The following is a 17,815-nucleotide window of genomic DNA, read 5'->3' as shown; positions in this document are numbered from 1 at the left end:
CGTACGGGAAAAGGCTCAGCCGCGCTCGTACGCGGAGATCAGCTCGCTGCACCGCTTCACATCGCCGGCCATCGCGACGAGCAGCTCGTCGATCGAGTCGAACTTCAGCATCCCTCGCACGTACGCGAGGAAGTCCACCGAGACATGGAGCCCGTACAGGTCGAGACCCACGCGGTCGATCGCGTACGCCTCCACCGTGCGCTCCGTGGCGTCGAACTGCGGGTTCGTGCCGACCGAGATCGCGGCGGGCATCGCCTCGCCGTTCACGTTCAGCCAGCCCGCGTAGACGCCGTCGGCAGGGATCGCGGTGTGCGGCAGGGTCTCCACGTTGGCCGTGGGGAAGCCGAGCTCACGGCCGCGCTGCGCGCCGCGGACCACGATGCCCTCGACGCGGTGCGGGCGGCCCAGGATCTCGGCGGCGCCCGCGACATCGCCCTCGGCCACCAAGCGGCGGGTGAGGGTGGAGGAGAACGGCTCACCGCCGCCCGCCTCGCCGCTCACGTACAGGTCGATGACCTCGACGCGGTAGTCGTAGGTCTCGCCGAACTCGGTGAGCAGCTGTACGTTGCCGGCCGCCCGGTGGCCGAAGCGGAAGTTCGGCCCCTCGATGACCAACTGCGCGTGCAGCTTGTCGACGAGCACCTTCACGATGAAGTCGGCCGGCGCCAGCTTCGAGAACTCGGCGGTGAACGGCAGGATGAGCACCGCGTCCACCCCCAGCTCCGCCATCAGCTCGGCACGCCGGTGGTGCGGGGCGAGCAGCGGCGGATGGCTGCCGGGCCGTACGACCTCGCTGGGGTGCGGGTCGAAGGTCACCACGACCGACGGTACGCCCAGCTCGCGGGCGCGCTCCACGGCCCGGCCGATGATCAGCTGGTGTCCGCGGTGCACCCCGTCGTAGGAGCCGATGGTGACGACGCTGCGTCCCCAGTCCTGGGGGATGTCCTCCAAGCCACGCCAGCGCTGCACTCTGACCGCTCCTCGCCCGAACTTGTGTACGTGGGTTTGTCTCTTACGCAGGTCTAAGACTGCCATGCTCACGCCGCGCGGCCTGCATCGGCATCGCCTTCGCGCTGTCCAGCGCTTCCATCGTGCGCCGTGCAGCGGGGCCGACGAGCGCCGCCCATTCCTGTGGGGCTTCGGCCAGCCACCCGGTGACCAGTGCGGCAAATCCGGGCACGTCACGGGCGAGCTCGACCAGCCGGCGGTCGAAGCGGGCCGCGCCCTCGGGGGTCCGGACGAGCAGTGTCCCGGTGCGGTGGACCAGGGCGCGGGTGCGGGCGGGGGCGCGGGTGCCGGAGCCGGTCGCGGCGGCCCGCAGCAGCGCGTCGAGCACGGCCGGATCCCGGTGGGCGTCCTGCTCGAAGTCCAGCAGGACCTCCAGCAGCTGTTCCCGCAGCGGGGCGGAGGCGGGGCTCCCCGGCGCGGCGAGTACCCCGGCGAGCGCGCCGCGCACCGGCGGCGGCACGGGACGGTCCCGCAGCAGCCCGGTCACCAGGGGCAGCAGCAGGGCGCGGGCGGCGGGGCCGCGCTCCAGTCTCCGGTCGAGGTACGAGGCCGCGTGCACGGCGTCGTCCGGGTGGCTGTCGATGTAGGCGCGCAACAGCCCGGCGGTGTGCAGGGCGAGTGCGGGGGCGTCGATCCCGGCCAGCGCGCACAGCGTCCCGCTTGCCCCGTCGTCGGGCCGGGTGAGCCGTTCCCGGTACGCGGCGAGCACCGGCTCGGGGTGGGAGGGCAGGGCGACGGCGAGCGCCTCGGCGGACGGCGCGGGCCCGCCCGCGACGAAGGCCCGGAGCGCCTGCGGAAGATATCGGTCCCTGGTCCCCGGGTCCTGCACGAGGAGGGTGAGCGCGGCCCCGTGCAGAGCGGCGTCGGCCGGGCGGGCCAGCAGGGCCAGGGCCGATCCGCGCAGCAGCTCGCGGTCGAAGTCGCGGGTGGCGTGGGCGGCGGTGATCAGGGCGTACGAGGCGGCGGCGGTGCGGCGGGCGCCCCGGTCCTCGTCGTGGGCCCAGCGGTGGGCGGCCCGGCACAGCGCGGCGGGCTCGTCCTCGGCCAGCGTGGCGAGCAGCTCCTCGGCCCTGGGGTGGGGGGTCGAGACGAGCGCGTCGGTCAGATCGTCGACGGCCAGGTCCCGGCGGGCGTAGAGGAGCGCCTGGGCCGCCGCAGCCACGGTCGGCCGCAGCGCGTCCCCGTCCCCGGCGGGCAGCGGCCGCTCGTCGGTGAACCACTCGCAGAGCAGTGGCTGCACGGTGCGCGGCCGGTCGACGAGCCGCCGGGCCACGGCGTCCAGGAACCGCTCGCCACTGTCGCCGGGGTACGTGCCGCAGGCGCGGTCGCCGTCGGCTCGGGGGTCGCCGGGGGGCGGGCCGTCGGCGGGGACCAGCCGCCGGAACAGGTCGATCCGGTCCTTCTCGGAGAGCCTGAGCCGCCGCCAGAACCAGGGCCCGAACGCGGCGTACGTCCCCGGCCCGGCCGGCCCGCCCGCGGCGGCCCGGCGCACCACCCGGCCGGTCAGGAGCCGCAGCACGCCGAGATACGGACGGGCGTCGGGCACCCGGAGCAGGGTCTCGGAGAGCAGCCGGACCGCCCACCAGCGGGCGTCATGCCCCGGTGCGCCGTCCGCCCCGTCGCGGCCATTGGCGGTGTCCGCCGCGCCCGGGTCCGCCTGCGCCGACAGCCGGTCCAGCGCCGCGATGAGATCGGCCAGCTGGTGGGAGAGCGCGGCGGGCCCCCGGCGGCGGCCCAGGAGCAGCAGGGCCTGGATCACCGGGCCGATGCGATGGCGGGGTACGGGCAGGGTGCGCGGCACTGCCACCACCGCGTCCGGCGGGGTGCGCGGCACTGCCACAACCACGTCCGGCAAAGCGCGCCGCCCTGCCACCACCGCATCCGGCAGGGGTGCCCGGCCCGTCGCCGACCCCGGCTGCCGGGGCCGCGGCACCCGGCGGTCGTCGCGCTCCCCGTCCGCGTGCCACCGGTGCACCAGCGCGTGCAGCGCCGCGTCCACGTCCAGGTGGGCGCCCTGCACCCAGTCCCCCAGCTCCTCGTGCGCGAAGCGGTATCCGGCGCCCGCCGGGACGAGCAGGCCCTCGGTGAGGACGGCGGACGCCCAGCCCGTGCGCCACGGGAAGACCTCCTCGAAGGCTTCCCGGCCCAGCTCCCCCTGCCCGGGGCCCAGACAGCGCCGCGCCGCCTCATGCACCTGCCCCGCCACCCGCGCGGCCAGCCTGCGGACCGCGCCGCCCCCCGGCGCCCGGCCGGACGCGGCCGCGATCCGGACCGCGATGCGCAGACACATCAGGTCCAGGTGGGCGGCGAAGACCTCCTCGGTCTCGGGCTGCCCGGCGACGTCCCCGGGCAGTGCGGCGCGCACCTCCGCGAGCAGGCGCAGGGTGAGCGGGTGCCGGTCGTGGCCGGGGGCGAGCGCACCGGGCGGGATGGCGTACCGCTCGGCGGCCCGTCGGGCCTGGACCGGGGTGAGGTCGCCGAGGCGGACCGCCAGGGGCAGCCGCCCGGCCGGCCTGGCGGGTCGGTGGAGCGCGCCGGGCGGGCAGAGCGCACCGGCGCTCTCCCAGTACTCGGGCCCGCAGGCGACCACCAGCCGGACCCCGTTGCCCCGCAGCCATTCGACGGTGGCGGCGGTCCACCGGGCCGACTCGTGGGCCAGCGCTGGGGGCATCTCCTCGGGGCCGTCCAGCAGGACGAGCAGCGGGCTCCCGGACTCCTCGGCCAGCCGGGCCACCCGCTCGGGGGTGGCGGCCGACATGTCGCCCCCGGCTCCGGCGGCGGTGACGATCCGTCCGGCCCGGCGCAGCGTACGGGCGACGGCGTCGGCGACCGAGGTGTCGCCGGCCAGCAGATCGGCGCCGCGCAGCCAGAGGGTGGGTGCGGGCACCGGGCCGCGCGCCCGGCGTGCGGTGAGCGCGGCGAGTTCGGTGGTGCGGCCGGTGCCGGGCGCTCCGACGAGGGCGAGGACGACGGCGGGGCCGTCCGGGGCCGCGAAGGCGGCGAACTCCGCGATGACGTCCGGGCGTTCGACCGGATCGGGCGAGGCGTCCGGTCCGGTCGCCGAGCCGAGCGAGGTCGCGGTGAGGTGCAGGGCGCCCGCGAGATTCAGGTCACGTCCGTACCCGGGAACGCTCGTCGCGTTGCACCGCAGCAGCGCGTCGAGCGGACCTCCGGTGCCCGCCGGCCGGAGCGGCACGGCGAACCCCGCGCCCGTGTGCCCGGCGCACAGCGCGCTGCCCAGCACGGCGATGACCGCGCCGCTCTCCGGGTCGACGACGGGCCCGCCCACGGCCGTTCCGCCGAGCCGCAGCGCGTCCCTGCCGTCCGTGCCGAGCGCCAGCTCCAGCGCCGCGCCGATCCGGTGGCAGCGGCCGTTCGCGGTGTACGTCACGGGGGCGGTGCCGAGCACCCGGGCCTCGCGCCAGCCGTGCGCGGCGATCGTCACGTACGTACCGGCGTCGATCCGGTCCCGCAGGGCGATCGGGGCGGGCTCCACGCCCAGTTCGGCGGGGCCCCCGGTGTGCAGCAGGGCGAGGTCCAGCGCGGGCAGTGCGGTGATGTCGTCGGCCTCGACGGTGCGGCTGCGGCCGCCCGCGCCGTGCAGAACGAGCCGGGTGGCGCCGTCGACCGCTTCGTGGCTGGTCACCACCGTGCCCCGGTCGTCCGCGACGAACCCGGTCCCCCGCGGCCGACCGGCCGAATCGCAGATACGTACCAGCGCTGCCCGGTCCCCGCTTGCCATGGTCCGAACGTTAGGTCCGATGATCAGCGCCTGGGCCACTCGGAGTAAAAGCGCCCCCGAATGCACCCCTGATTCACTCCGAGCGCCTGCCCGTCGGGGTGAATTAACGGCGTCCGGAGGACAGAACATGGTGGGGGATCGTGGAGCGGGCGCAGGGAATGCCCCGCCCGCTCCACGATGGTCCCGGGACCAGGCTCTCAGGCGAAGACGGCGAGGCTCTTGGCCTTGCCCTTCTGTTCCTCCACGAGGACCAGGAACCGCCCGTCGGGTCCGAAGACGCCGACCGGCCCCGGCGGGAAGGACGGCATGTCCAGCCGTACGCCGTTCAGCAGCAGCTTGGCGCGCTTCTCGTCCACGTCCCAGCGGGGGAACGCCGAGGCGGCGGCCTCGGCCACCGGCATCACGGTCAGCTCCTCCTGGTGCTGGTCGAGCGTCCGCGCCGCGTCCAGGCCGTAGGGCCCGACCCGGGTGCGCCGCAGCGCGGTCAGATGCCCGCCGACGCCGAGCCCGGCGCCCAGGTCCCGGGCGATCGCGCGGATGTACGTACCCGAGGAGCAGACCACGGAGACGACCAGGTCGACGACCGGCGTGCCGTCCTCGGCGGTCTCCGGGCGTACGTCGTAGACGTTGAAGGACGAGATCGTCACCGGCCGGGCCGGGATCTCGAACTCCTCGCCGCCGCGCACCCGCGCGTAGGACCGCTTGCCGTCGATCTTGATGGCGCTGACCTTGGACGGCACCTGCATGATCGGTCCGGTCAGGGCCGCGACCCCGGCGTCGATGCCCTCACGGGTCACCCCGGAGGCGTCGGTGGACGAGGTGATCTCGCCCTCCGCGTCGTCCGTGACGGTGTTCTGGCCGAGCCGGATCGTGCCGAGGTACTCCTTCTCGGTCAGTGCGAGATGGCCCAGCAGCTTGGTGGCCTTCTCGACACCGAGCACGAGAACACCCGTCGCCATCGGGTCCAGGGTGCCGGCGTGGCCGACCCGGCGGGTCCGTGCGATGCCGCGCATCTTGGCGACGACGTCGTGCGAAGTGAAGCCGGACGGCTTGTCGACGATGACAAGGCCGTCCGGCGTTTTCTGCGGTGTCATTCGGAGGCGGTGTCCTCGTCGTTCTCGTCATCCGCCTTGCGGTACGGGTCGGCACCACCGGCGTACGTGGCGCCCGAGGACGCCTCGCGCACCCGGGCGTCCGAGGCGCGCGCCCGGTCGAGCAGGTCCTCGATCGCCTTGGCGTTGCCCGGCAGGGCGTCCGCCACGAAGGCCAGCGTGGGCGTGAACTTCGTCCCCGCCGCCGCTCCGACCGCCGAGCGCAGGATGCCCTTGGCGCTCTCCAGACCGGCCGCGGCGCTCGCCCGCTCCTCGTCGTCGCCGTAGACCGTGTAGAAGACCGTGGCCTCCCGCAGGTCACCGGTGACCCGGGTGTCCGTGATCGTCACGTGCGTACCCAGACGCGGGTCCTTGATACCGCGCTGCAGTTTCTCGGCGACCACCTCCTGGATGAGGTCCGCCAGCTTTTTCGCCCGCGCGTTGTCGGCCACTGGTCCGTCTCCTTCTTCGCCTTGCTCAATCGTCTTCGTCGCTGTGCAGCCGCCGTCGTACGGACAGCAGCTCCACTTCCGGCCGTGCGGCCACCAGTCGCTCGCACCGGTCCAGAACATCTGTGAGGTGTCCGGTGTCCCCGGAGACCACGGCAAGGCCGATCTCGGCCCTGCGATGGAGATCCTGACCGCCCACCTCCGCCGCGCTCACCGCGTATTTCCGCTGGAGCTCGGCGACGATCGGACGGACGACGGAGCGCTTCTCCTTCAACGACCGTACGTCGCCGAGAAGCAGATCGAAGGACAGTGTCCCCACATACATGTGTGTCCGGATGTCCCGCCGGTTCGGGTTCGCGCCCTGCCAGTGCTTGGCAGGGACACCAGAACCGTACACGGAACGGCCGGGGCCGATCGACGGAAATACGACCCGTCGACCGGCCCCGACTGTTGAGGAGAGCTCCGGGGGTTGTCCCCCGGAGTTCCCCGTGGATCAGCCTCGCGGCTTCTCGCGCATCTCGTACGTCGCGATGACGTCGTCGATCTTGATGTCGTTGAAGTTTCCGAGGTTGATACCACCCTCGAAGCCTTCGCGGATCTCGGTGACGTCGTCCTTGAAGCGGCGCAGACCGGAGATGTTGAGGTTCTCCGCGATGACCTTGCCATCGCGCAGCAGGCGCGCCTTGGTGTTGCGCTTGACCTCGCCGGAGCGGACCAGCACACCGGCGATGTTGCCCAGCTTGGACGAGCGGAAGATCTCGCGGATCTCCGCCGTACCGAGCTCGACCTCTTCGTACTCCGGCTTGAGCATGCCCTTGAGGGCCGCCTCGATCTCCTCGATGGCCTGGTAGATCACCGAGTAGTAGCGGACGTCGACACCCTCGCGCTCCGCCATCTGCTGGGCACGCCCGGCAGCGCGGACGTTGAAGCCGATGACGATGGCGTCGGAGCCGGTCGCCAGGTCGATGTCCGACTCGGTGACCGCACCCACACCGCGGTGCAGGACCCGGATGTCGACCTCGTCGCCGACGTCGAGCTGGAGCAGCGAGGACTCGAGAGCCTCCACCGAACCGGACGCGTCGCCCTTGATGATGAGGTTGAGCTCCTGGACCAGACCGGCCTTGAGCGCCTCGTCCAGGTTCTCCAGGGAGAACCGGACACCCTTGCGGGCGAAGTTGGCGTTGCGCTCACGGGCGGCACGCTTCTCGGCGATCTGACGGGCCGTACGGTCCTCGTCGACCACCAGGAAGTTGTCGCCGGCACCCGGGACGTTGGTGAGACCGAGCACGAGGACGGGGGTCGACGGACCCGCTTCCTCGACGTTGTTGCCGTTGTCGTCGAGCATCGCCCGGACACGGCCGTACGCGTCGCCGACCACCATCGTGTCGCCGATGCGCAGCGTTCCGCGCTGGACGAGGACCGTCGAGACGGCACCGCGGCCGCGGTCGAGGTGGGACTCGATCGCAATACCCTGCGCGTCCTGCTCCGGGTTGGCCCGCAGGTCGAGCGAGGCGTCCGCGGTCAGGACCACGGCCTCCAGCAGCTGGTCGATGTGCAGACCCTGCTTGGCGGAGATGTCGACGAACATCGTGTCGCCGCCGTACTCCTCGGCCACCAGACCGAACTCGGTGAGCTGACCGCGCACCTTGGTCGGGTCGGCACCCTCGACGTCGATCTTGTTGACCGCGACCACGATCGGCACCTCGGCCGCCTTGGCGTGGTTCAGCGCCTCGATCGTCTGGGGCATCACACCGTCGTTCGCCGCCACCACGAGGATCGCGATGTCGGTGGACTTCGCACCACGGGCACGCATGGCGGTGAACGCCTCGTGACCCGGGGTGTCGATGAAGGTGATCCGGCGGTCCTCGCCGTTGACCTCGGAGGAGACCTGGTACGCACCGATGTGCTGCGTGATGCCGCCGGCCTCGCCCGCGACGACGTTCGTCTTGCGGATCGCGTCCAGCAGTCGGGTCTTGCCGTGGTCGACGTGACCCATGACGGTCACGACCGGCGGACGGGAGACCAGGGCCTCTTCGCCGCCCTCGTCCTCGCCGAACTCGATGTCGAAGGACTCGAGCAGCTCGCGGTCCTCCTCCTCGGGGCTGACGATCTCGAGGACGTAGTTCATCTCGTCCGCGAGCAGCCTGAGGGTGTCGTCGGAGACGGACTGCGTCGCCGTGACCATCTCGCCGAGGTTCATCATCACGGCGACGAGCGACGCCGGGTTGGCGTTGATCTTCTCCGCGAAGTCGGTGAGGGAGGCACCGCGCGACAGGCGGACGGACTGTCCGTTGCCGCGAGGCAGCATGACGCCGCCCACCGACGGGGCCTGCATGGCCTCGTACTCCTGGCGCCTCTGCCGCTTCGACTTGCGACCACGACGCGCGGGGCCGCCGGGACGGCCGAACGCACCCTGTGTGCCACCACGGCCACCGGGGCCGCCGGGACGTCCACCGAAGCCGGGACGACCGCCGAAGCCGCCGCCACCACCGCCGGGACGACCCGCACCGCCACCGCCGCCACCGGGACGACCGGCGAAACCGCCGCCACCGCCACCGGGACCGGCCGGACGGCCGGCGAAGCCACCGCCGCCGGGACGGCCTGCGCCGCCACCGCCGCCGGGACGACCGCCGCCACCGGGACCACGGCCACCGCCGGGGCCACCACCGGGACGCGGGCCGGCAGCGGGACGCTGCGGCATCATGCCCGGGTTCGGACGGTTACCACCGGGGGCACCGCCCGGACGGGGAGCCTGCGGACGGGGCATGCCACCCGGAGTCGGACGGGCGCCGCCCTGGCCCTGGGGCCGCGGAGCGCCACCGGGGCCGCCCTGCGGACGCGGGGCGCCCGGACGGTCCTGGCCGCCACCGGGACGCGGGGCGCCGCCGGGACGGGGCGCCTGCGGACGGGCCATGCCCGTCGAGCCACCGGAGGTGAAGGGGTTGTTGCCCGGACGGGGACCGGCCGGACGTGCGCCGCCAGGTCGCCCGGAGGGACCGGGGTGTGCGCCCTGGCCCGCGGGACGTGCGGGGCGGTCGCCGCCGCGCTCGCCGCCACGGCCGCCGTCACGCTGGCCACCGTCACGCTGACCGCCGGCCGGGGCCGGACGGGCATGGCCACCGGCAGGGCGGGGACCGGGGGTGGCACCCGCGGGACGCGGGGCCTGCTGCTGCGGGGCAGCGGGCTGGGCCGGAGCCGGAGCCGAGAACTCGGCGGCGGGCACCGGGGTCACCGGAGCGGGCTTGGGCGCGGGCTTCGGGCCCGGACGCGGGCCGGCAGCCGGCGCGGAAGGCGCTGCGGGGGTGCTGCTCACCGGGGCGGCGGGGGCCGGCTTGGGGGCCGGGGCGCCGGGCTTCGGGGCAGCGGGACGTGCCGCAGCGGCCGGGGAGGGCGCTGCGGGCTTTGCGGGCGTCGCCTTACGGGGCGCGCCAGGCTTCGCAGCGGACTTGCCGGCGTTGCCGCCGGGCCCCTGCAGTGCGTCAGTCAACTTGCGTACAACCGGCGCCTCGATCGTCGAGGACGCCGAACGGACGAATTCACCGAGTTCTTGGAGCTTGGCCATGACGACCTTGCTCTCGACGCCGAACTCCTTGGCGAGTTCGTATACCCGGACCTTAGCCACTTCGCTCCTTTTAGGTCCGGGTTACCGCCGGACCGTCGCTACTTCATGGGCGTACTCATCGCGTACTCATCGAGTGCTCATCGCAATCTCGACCTACTTCCAACTCGCGAGGTACCTGACCGCACGGGGTCCCGTGCCGTTCATTTCTTACGGTGTCACCCGCTCGACGAACCGCTGCACTGCGGCGGGGTCGAACGGCCCCTTGGCCTTGAAGGCCCGGGGGAAGGCCCGGCGGCGAACCGCCAGGTCCAGACAGACGGAGGCGGGGTGTACATATGCACCCCGGCCGGGCAGCGTACCGCGAGGATCGGGGACACAAACGTCCTCGTCCGCGACGATGCGCAGCAACTCGCTCTTGGCCGCCCGCTCCCGGCATCCCACACAGGTTCGCTCAGGGCAAGGACGGGCCTGCGTCCGGCCAGACACGGCTAAGTCTACCTCCCCGCACCGACCTCACCCCTTTGGGGCAAAAATCGAACGGATGTTGTCGTGATCTCAGCGGCATGCCGCTGAGAAATATTCCCGGCAGTCCGCGCGGAGCGCCGGATCAGCGCCCCGCAGGGCACCGGATCAGCGGCGTTCGGACCGCTCGCGGGCCCGCTCCGCGCGCTCCCGGTCGGCGACGTCGCGCTCGGCATCGGTCTCGGTGTCCGGGCGGATGTCGATGCGCCAGCCGGTGAGACGGGCGGCCAGGCGGGCATTCTGCCCCTCCTTGCCGATCGCCAGCGACAGCTGGTAGTCCGGCACGGTGACCCGGGCGGACCGGGCGCCGAGGTCGACGACCTCGACCTCGCTCACCCGTGCGGGCGACAGCGCGTTGGCCACCATCTCGGCCGGGTCGTCCGACCAGTCCACGATGTCGATCTTCTCGCCGTGCAGCTCGGCCATGACATTGCGCACCCGGCCGCCCATGGGGCCGATGCAGGCGCCCTTGGCGTTCAGCCCGGAACGGGTCGAACGGACCGCGATCTTGGTGCGGTGACCGGCCTCGCGGGCGATCGCGCAGATCTCGACGGAACCGTCGGCGATCTCCGGAACCTCCAGCGCGAAGAGCTTCTTCACGAGGTTGGGGTGGGTCCGCGACAGCGTCACGGAGGGGCCGCGCACGCCCTTGGCGACCCGTACGACATACGTACGCAGCCGCAGGCCGTGGGTGTACTCCTCGCCCGGCACCTGCTCCTGCACCGGCAGGATCGCTTCCAGCTTGCCGATGTCGACCAGGACGTTCTTCGGGTCCTTGCCCTGCTGGACGACGCCGGTGACGACATCGCCCTCGTGGCCCGCGTACTCACCGAACGTCCTGTCGTCCTCGGCGTCGCGCAGCCGCTGCAGGATGACCTGCTTGGCGGTGGTCGCGGCGATCCGGCCGAAGCCGGACGGGGTGTCGTCGAACTCCTTCGGCTCCTGGCCCTCTTCCAGGTCGGCCGGGTCCTCCTTCGCCCACACCGTCACATGGCCGCGCTCGTCGAGCTTCACGCGCGCGCGGCGGTAGCTCCCGTCGGTACGGTGGTAGGCGATGAGGAGGGCCGACTCGATCGCCTCGACGAGCACGTCGAAGGGGATCTCCTTGTCCTGTGCCAAGCCCTTCAAGAGCTTCACATCGATGTCCACGGCTACGCCTCCTCTTCCTTCTTGTCCTTGCGGCTGAATTCGATCTCCACGCGCGCCTTGGCGATCTCGTCGAAGGCGACCCGGCGGGACGTGGGCTTGCGGCCCTTGACACCCGGCACTTCGAGGTCGAGACCGTCCTCGTCCACGGCGAGGATGCGGGCCACCAGCTCTCCGCCCTCGTGCAGGTTGAGCTTGGCCAGGCGGCCCGTGGCACGTACGTAGTGGCGGTGCTCCGTCAGCGGACGGTCGGCACCGGGGGAAGAGACTTCGAGGGTGTACTCGCCGTCGCCCATCGCGTCGGTCTCGTCGAGCTTCTCGGAGATCGCGCGGCTCAGATCGGCGCAGGCGTCCAGCTCGACGCCCTCTTCGGAGTCCACGACGATCCGCAGCACGCGGCGGCGGCCGACCCGGGACACCTCGATCTCTTCGAGATCCAGCTGTTCGGCGCTGACGAGCGGTTCGAGCAGCCCGCGCAGCCTCTCGCTCTCGGTGGTGCTCATCCGGGTGACTCCTCGGCCGCGTGTGCTGTTGTGGGGATCGTCGCGTGTCAGGTCAAAGGGTATCCGGTCCCGAGGGGTGTTGCCGTCCGCCGGCCTCACGGCCGCGGGTACGCTCGCCTGCGGTGATCACTTCAGGACAGATCCAGTCAAGTCAGGGCCAGGCTCAGAGGAGAACAGGTGCGGCGCACGGGGACGACGCGCAGGGGTGTGTTCACCGCGACGGGAGCCATCGCCCTGGGGGCGGTGCTGGCCGGCTGCGGTGACGGCGCCGGGAGCGGGAAGGACTCCGCCCGGTCCGGGGCGGCGACCACGGCCGAGCAGGCCTCAGCGGCACGGGCGGAGAAGCGGATCCGTACGACGGCCGCACGGACCAGCCTGGAGCTGCTCGGCGGGTACGAGCACGTGATCAGGGCCCATCCGGCGACCGCCGCCGGGCTCGCGCCGCTGCGGGACGCCGTGCGCGCCCACGCGAAGGCGCTGGCCCCCGACGGCGCGCAGGCGCTCGGCTTCACGCGCTCGCGCGCGACCGGCGCCAAGGCCGCCGTCGGGGAACTGGCCGCGGCGGAACGCCGTGCCGCGGACGCGCACCTGGCGGCCCTCATGGAGGCCCCGCCGGAGCTGGCCCGGCTGCTGGCGTCGATCGCGGCGGCGGGCGCGGCCCACGCCTATCTGCTGACCGAACTGGCCAAGGAGACCTCGTCATGAGCGCCGGGACACAGAAGGCCGCACAGGCGGCCCTGGCCGCCGAACACGCGGCGGTGTACGGGTACGGGGTGGTCGGCGGCCGGGTCGCCGAGGGCCGCCGGGCCGAGGCGGCGGCGGCCCACCACGCGCACCGGGCCCGGCGCGACGCGCTGGTGCGGACCGTGCGCGGACTGGGCGGTGAGCCGGTGGCGGCACAGGCCGCGTACGCTCTGCCGTTCGCCGTGCCGGACCCGGCGGCGGCGGTGCGGCTGGCGGCCGTGCTGGAGGACCGGGTCGCGGGCGTGTACTCCGACCTCGTCCGGGCCGCCGAGGGGCCGCTCAGGCGGGAGGCCGCCGACGCGATGCGGGAGGCCGCGGTGCGGGCGGTCCGCTGGCGGGGCAGCGGCGTAGCCTTTCCCGGGCTCGCCGAGCGGGCCTCCGAAGGCACCGGCGCGAAGACCGGGACGGCCGCGAAGACCGGGGCCGGTGGGACGAACGGGTCCGGCGCGACGCACTGAAGCAGCTCTGAAAGGGAACAAGGCACGTATGGGTTTCGAACCGCCGCAGCGTCTGGTGCGGGCGCTGGGCGAGTCGTACGGGGACGAAGGCGCCGCCGACTGGCTCGCGCGGCTTCCCGCACTGACCGAGGAAGCACTGTCCGCCACCGGGCAGAACACGACAGTGGAGCGGGTCGCCGCCCCCGGGGGCCGCAGCAGTCTGGTCCTGCTGGTGACCTGTGCCGACGGCACCCCGGCCGCGCTGAAGATCGCGCCGCCCGGGGCCGCACCCGAGCTGGAGCGGGCCGCGCTGGCCCACTGGAACGGCTGGGGCGCGGTGCGGCTCATCGCGGACGCCCCCGGCGCACTGCTGCTGGAGCGGCTGCACCCCGAGGTGTCGCTGCGCTCGCTGCCGGAGGCGAAGGCGCTGCTGGAGGCGGCCGGGACGGTGCGCAGGCTGTGGGTGGAGCCGCCGGCCGGGCACGGTTTCGAGACGGTCGCCGAACGGACCGGGAACCGTATCGAGCCGATGCGGGCGAGCGCGGCGGCCGACCCGGGCCTGGAGCCGCTGGTCTCCGCAGCGCTCGCGGCGCGCGAGGCACTGGTCGCCCACTCCCCCGAACTCCTGCTGCTGCACGGCAACTTCCGGCAGAGCAAGGTGCTGGCCGGTGAGCGGGTGCCGTGGCTGACGGTCGGTCCCGAGCCGTTGGTCGGTGAGCGTGCCTACGATCTGGCGCGCCTGGTCCGCGACCGCGTCGAGGATCTGATCGCCTCCCCCGGCGGCGCGGTGACGGCCCGCCGCAGGATCAAGAGGCTCGCCGATTCGCTGGACGTGGACCGGGAGCGGCTGCACGGCTGGACGCTGTTCCGTGCGGTGGAGTCGGGGACCCGGGCGCTGGCGGCCGGCCGCCGCCAGGAGGGCGAGCTGACGCTGGAGTTCGCGAGCTGGCTGTGAGCTGACGAAAGCCGCAGGCCCCGCGCGGTGCGCGGGGCCTGCGGCTTCTCGTGGGGTCAGCTGCCGGCGGTGAGGCGGGCGATCGCCTCGTCGACGGTGAGCTCCTCGCGCTCGCCGGTGCGGCGGTCCTTCAGCTCCAGGACGCCCTCGGCCGAGCGCCGGCCGGCGACCAGGATCTTCGGGACGCCGATGAGCTCGGAGTCGGTGAACTTGACGCCGGGCGAGATGCCCGGACGGTCGTCGACCAGGACGCGCAGGCCGGCGGCGTTCAGCTTCTCGGAGACGTCGAGCGCCAGCTCGGTCTGGAGCGCCTTGCCCGCCGCGACGACGTGGACGTCGGCCGGAGCGATCTCGCGGGGCCAGCACAGGCCCTTGTCGTCGGCGGTCTGCTCGGCGAGGGCGGCCACGGCGCGGGAGACGCCGATGCCGTACGAGCCCATGGTGACGCGGACGGGCTTGCCCTGCTGGCCGAGGACGTCGAGGGAGAAGATGTCGGCGTACTTGCGGCCGAGCTGGAAGATGTGGCCGATCTCGATGGCACGGTCCACCCGGAGGCCGGCGCCGCAGTTGGGGCAGGGGTCGCCCGCCTCGACTACGACGACGTCGAGGTAGTCGTCGACCTCGAAGTCGCGGCCCGCGACGACGTTCTTCGCGTGGGTGCCGGGCTTGTTCGCACCGGTGATCCAGGCGGTGCCGGCGGCGATGCGGGGGTCGGCGATGAAGCGGACCTTCTCCAGTCCCTGCGGGCCGACGTAGCCGCGTACCAGGTCGGGGCGGTCCTCGAAGTCCTCGGCGGTGACCAGTTCGACGACGGCGGGCGCCAGGTGCTCGCCGAGCTTGCCGAGGTCGACCTCGCGGTCGCCGGGCACGCCCACGGCCACGATCTCGCCGTCGACCTTGACCAGCAGGTTCTTCAGGGTCGCGGAGGCGTCGACGCCCAGGAAAGCGGCGAGCGACTCGATGGTCGGGGTGTCGGGGGTGTCCAGCTCCTCGACGGGGCCGTGCGCCGATCCGTCCGCGGCGACCGCCTTGAAGGTCACGGCCTCGGTGTTGGCGGCGTAGTCGCAGTCGGGGCAGTCGACGAAGGTGTCCTCGCCGGCCGGGGCGGGCGCGAGGAACTCCTCGGAGGCGGAGCCGCCCATGGCGCCGGAGACGGCGGAGACGATCCGGTGGTCGAGGCCGAGGCGCTCGAAGATCCGGATGTAGGCGGCGCGGTGCAGCTGGTACGCCTCGGCGAGACCCTCGTCGGTGGTGTCGAAGGAGTACGAGTCCTTCATCTGGAACTCACGGCCGCGCAGCACACCGGCGCGGGGACGGGCCTCGTCGCGGTACTTGGTCTGGATCTGGTACAGGATCACGGGCAGGTCCTTGTAGGACGAGCACATGTCCTTGACGACCTGGGTGAAGATCTCCTCGTGGGTGGGGCCGAGGAGGTAGTCGGCGCCCTTGCGGTCCTTGAGCCGGAACAGCAGGTCGCCGTACTCGTCGTACCGGCCGCTCGCCTCGTACGCCTCCTTGGGCAGCAGCGCGGGCAGCAGCACCTCCTGGCCGCCGATGGCGTCCATCTCCTCGCGCACGACGCGGGTGATGTTCTCCAGGACCTTCTTGCCGAGCGGCAGCCAGGTCCAGATTCCGGCCGCGGTGCGACGTACGTATCCGGCCCGGACGAGCAGCTTGTGGTTGAGCGTCTCGGCGTCGGCCGGGTCGTCGCGCAGTGTCTTGATCATCAATCGGGACATGCGCTGGACCTGGGCCATGATGAACTCCTGCTCGGAAAGGGTGATGTGCAGGAGGTTAGCCGGGCGGTGCGGGTGGGCGGAAATCCATTGCCGGCGGCCGGTGCAGGCCCTAGCCCTTGCGACGCAGCGGGAGCGGGGCTCCCATCACGGCGTACGGCTTGGGAGCGCTGGGGAAGAGCACCTGCCGGGCCAGGTCCTGGTAGCCGAGGCTGCGATACAGACCACGTGCCGGGCTCTCGGTGTCGATGGCCGAGAGGATGGACCGGGGCTGGTCGGCGGCGTCGGTGATGGTGGTGATCAGCGTGCGCCCGATGCCGTGGTTCTGGAACTCCGGCAGGACGTGGAGTTCGGTGATGACGAACGAGTCGTCGAGCCAGTGCACGCAGCCGGTGGCGCGGAGGTACGGCTCGACGACGGTGGACCACCACTGGCCGCGCTCGTTCGGCATTCCGTAGACGAAGCCGACGAGCCGTCCGCCGGGGGTGGTGGCGCCGAGGGCGCGGGCGTGCGGGTGGTCGAGGTGTCTGAGGACGATGTGGCGCCGTACCTCGACCTCTTCGGGCCCCAGGCCGAAGGCGACGGCCTGTACGGCGAGCGCCTCGTCCACGCGCGCGGCGAGATCGATGGGCCCGATCCGGACGCTGGGAGTGCGGGGTCCGCCCCCGGGAACTGCTGCCATGCGCCGACCCTACTGGCCCCGGTGGGCAACGGGGTACGGATGGGCGGCCCGCCGGCCGGTCAGAACAGCACGCTCATGAACGCGCCGGTCTCCTGGAAACCGACCCGGGCGTAGGCCCGGCGCGCGGGGGTGTTGTAGTCGTTCACGTAGAGGCTGACGACGGGGGCGACGTCGGCGAGCGCGTAGCGCAGGACGGCCGCCATGCCGGTCTCGGAGAGTCCTCGGCCGCGGTGTTCGGGGGCGACCCAGACGCCCTGGATCTGGCAGGCCTGCGGGGTCGCGGCGCCGATCTCCGCCTTGAAGACGACCTTGCCGTCGTCGATCCGGGCGAAGGAGCGGCCGGCTCCGATGAGTTCGGCGACGCGGGCCTGGTAGAGGAGTCCGCCGTCGCCCGCGAGCGGGGAGATGCCGACCTCCTCGGTGAACATCGCCACGCAGGCCGGCATCAGGACGTCCATCTCGTCCTTGCGGATCCGGCGGACCCGGGGGTCGGGGGTCACGTCGGCGGACGGGCTCTCGGTGACCATCAGCGGCTGGTTCGCCCGGACCTCGCGGGCGGGGCCCCAGCCGGGTTCGAGGAGTCGCCACAGCTGGGCGGTGGGCTCGGCGGGGCCGACGATCGAGGAGCAGCGGCGGCCGGCCCGGCGGGCCCGGTCGGCGAAGGCCCGGACGGCCTCGGGGGTGGCGCAGATGGGGACGAGGTTGGCGCCCGAGTAGCAGAGCGAGCGGAGCCGTCCGTCGGCGTACCAGCCCCACATCTCGCCGCCGAGGCGCCAGGGATCGAGACCTGCGATCTGGACCCGGGACGTCACGAAGGCGTTGGCGACGGGCTCGCTCTCCAGGATGGCGAGAGCGGCTCCGAGGTCGCTGGGTTCGAGGACCCGGGTGGTGGTCTGCGTCAACACGAGGGGGCCTCACCATGCGGTCTGCTGATTTCCGCACTGTAACCGACACGGCTCATCCGTGCCGCCCGTGCCTGTGAACAGGGGTTGTGGGAGGCCGTGAGGTCGCTCACGGCAGCGCCCCGCCGGACGTGGTTCGTCGGGCGGGGCGCTGTGGTGCGAGTCATCGGTTCAGCTGACGGAGACCTCGGGCTCGCCGGAGGCGATGCCGTCCTTCTCCATCTGCTCGGCGATCTTCAGAGCTTCCTCGATGAGCGTCTCGACGATCTTCGACTCGGGCACCGTCTTGATGACCTCGCCCTTCACGAAGATCTGCCCCTTGCCGTTGCCGGACGC

General features: G+C 72.8%; 15 protein-coding genes and 1 pseudogene. 3 read left to right on the top strand and 13 right to left on the bottom strand.

The annotated features are described in order from the left end of the window. Nucleotides 1-15: 15 nt before the first annotated feature. The 9 genes from ACFYY7_RS39720 to rimP form a co-directional block, all read right to left on the bottom strand. On the bottom strand, nucleotides 16-969 hold the full coding sequence (locus ACFYY7_RS39720; RefSeq protein ID WP_266729377.1) for a bifunctional riboflavin kinase/FAD synthetase: 954 nt from the start codon (nucleotides 967-969) through the stop codon (nucleotides 16-18). A gap of 43 nt (nucleotides 970-1,012) precedes the next feature. Then, complete coding sequence (locus ACFYY7_RS39715) at nucleotides 1,013-4,750, bottom strand: trypsin-like peptidase domain-containing protein (protein ID WP_388669512.1); 3,738 nt, start codon at nucleotides 4,748-4,750, stop codon at nucleotides 1,013-1,015. A gap of 197 nt (nucleotides 4,751-4,947) precedes the next feature. After that, complete coding sequence (truB, locus tag ACFYY7_RS39710; protein ID WP_356090924.1) at nucleotides 4,948-5,844, bottom strand: tRNA pseudouridine(55) synthase TruB; 897 nt, start codon at nucleotides 5,842-5,844, stop codon at nucleotides 4,948-4,950. After that, nucleotides 5,841-6,293: a 30S ribosome-binding factor RbfA gene (rbfA, locus tag ACFYY7_RS39705; protein WP_124716079.1), complete on the bottom strand. Its 453-nt coding sequence runs from the start codon at nucleotides 6,291-6,293 to the stop codon at nucleotides 5,841-5,843. The genes truB and rbfA overlap by 4 nt, the downstream gene beginning before the upstream one ends. Nucleotides 6,294-6,318: 25 nt before the next feature. Continuing rightward, nucleotides 6,319-6,615: a DUF503 domain-containing protein gene (locus ACFYY7_RS39700; protein WP_072489324.1), complete on the bottom strand. Its 297-nt coding sequence runs from the start codon at nucleotides 6,613-6,615 to the stop codon at nucleotides 6,319-6,321. Between the two features lie 168 nt (nucleotides 6,616-6,783). Continuing rightward, nucleotides 6,784-9,912, bottom strand: coding sequence for a translation initiation factor IF-2 (gene infB / locus ACFYY7_RS39695; protein ID WP_388669508.1), 3,129 nt, complete (start codon nucleotides 9,910-9,912; stop codon nucleotides 6,784-6,786). A 147-nt stretch (nucleotides 9,913-10,059) separates the two neighbouring features. Then, nucleotides 10,060-10,338, bottom strand: coding sequence for a YlxR family protein (locus ACFYY7_RS39690; RefSeq protein ID WP_388669505.1), 279 nt, complete (start codon nucleotides 10,336-10,338; stop codon nucleotides 10,060-10,062). Between the two features lie 144 nt (nucleotides 10,339-10,482). Beyond that, entirely contained in the window at nucleotides 10,483-11,523 is a 1,041-nt protein-coding gene (gene nusA / locus ACFYY7_RS39685; protein ID WP_342285450.1) for a transcription termination factor NusA, read from the bottom strand. Between the two features lie 2 nt (nucleotides 11,524-11,525). Then, nucleotides 11,526-12,023, bottom strand: coding sequence for a ribosome maturation factor RimP (gene rimP, locus ACFYY7_RS39680; protein WP_388669502.1), 498 nt, complete (start codon nucleotides 12,021-12,023; stop codon nucleotides 11,526-11,528). A 177-nt stretch (nucleotides 12,024-12,200) separates the two neighbouring features. Between rimP and ACFYY7_RS39675 the strand changes: the two genes are divergently transcribed. The 3 genes from ACFYY7_RS39675 to ACFYY7_RS39665 are packed head-to-tail and all read left to right on the top strand — an operon-like array spanning nucleotide 12,201 to nucleotide 14,159. Continuing rightward, a complete protein-coding gene (locus ACFYY7_RS39675) occupies nucleotides 12,201-12,728 on the top strand; it encodes a hypothetical protein (RefSeq protein ID WP_388669499.1) in 528 nt (175 codons plus the stop codon). Continuing rightward, on the top strand, nucleotides 12,725-13,225 hold the full coding sequence (locus tag ACFYY7_RS39670; protein WP_351264836.1) for a ferritin-like domain-containing protein: 501 nt from the start codon (nucleotides 12,725-12,727) through the stop codon (nucleotides 13,223-13,225). Before ACFYY7_RS39675 ends, ACFYY7_RS39670 begins: the two co-directional genes overlap by 4 nt. Nucleotides 13,226-13,253: 28 nt before the next feature. Then, nucleotides 13,254-14,159 carry an aminoglycoside phosphotransferase family protein gene (locus ACFYY7_RS39665; RefSeq protein WP_388669495.1) on the top strand — a complete coding sequence of 302 codons (906 nt, stop codon included), beginning with the start codon at nucleotides 13,254-13,256 and terminating at the stop codon, nucleotides 14,157-14,159. 56 nt (nucleotides 14,160-14,215) lie between these two features. On the opposite strand, the gene ACFYY7_RS39660 is transcribed toward ACFYY7_RS39665, so the two are convergent. The 4 genes and pseudogenes from ACFYY7_RS39660 to ACFYY7_RS39645 all read right to left on the bottom strand — a co-directional run. Next, complete coding sequence (locus ACFYY7_RS39660; RefSeq protein ID WP_388669492.1) at nucleotides 14,216-15,916, bottom strand: proline--tRNA ligase; 1,701 nt, start codon at nucleotides 15,914-15,916, stop codon at nucleotides 14,216-14,218. A gap of 91 nt (nucleotides 15,917-16,007) precedes the next feature. Continuing rightward, a complete protein-coding gene (locus ACFYY7_RS39655; RefSeq protein WP_388669489.1) occupies nucleotides 16,008-16,577 on the bottom strand; it encodes a GNAT family N-acetyltransferase in 570 nt (189 codons plus the stop codon). A 59-nt stretch (nucleotides 16,578-16,636) separates the two neighbouring features. Beyond that, nucleotides 16,637-17,482, bottom strand: a complete 846-nt coding sequence (locus ACFYY7_RS39650) for a GNAT family N-acetyltransferase (protein WP_388669486.1) — start codon at nucleotides 17,480-17,482, stop codon at nucleotides 16,637-16,639. Nucleotides 17,483-17,650: 168 nt separating this feature from the next. Beyond that, nucleotides 17,651-17,815 (bottom strand): annotated as a pseudogene (locus tag ACFYY7_RS39645) (4-hydroxy-3-methylbut-2-en-1-yl diphosphate synthase); the annotation flags it as partial.

It is taken from the genome of Streptomyces sp. NPDC001933 (assembly GCF_042890955.1).
Classification (GTDB): Bacteria; Actinomycetota; Actinomycetes; order Streptomycetales; family Streptomycetaceae; genus Streptomyces.
Note: the sequence above shows the minus strand (reverse complement) of the source record. Positions and strands in the feature narration are given on the sequence as shown.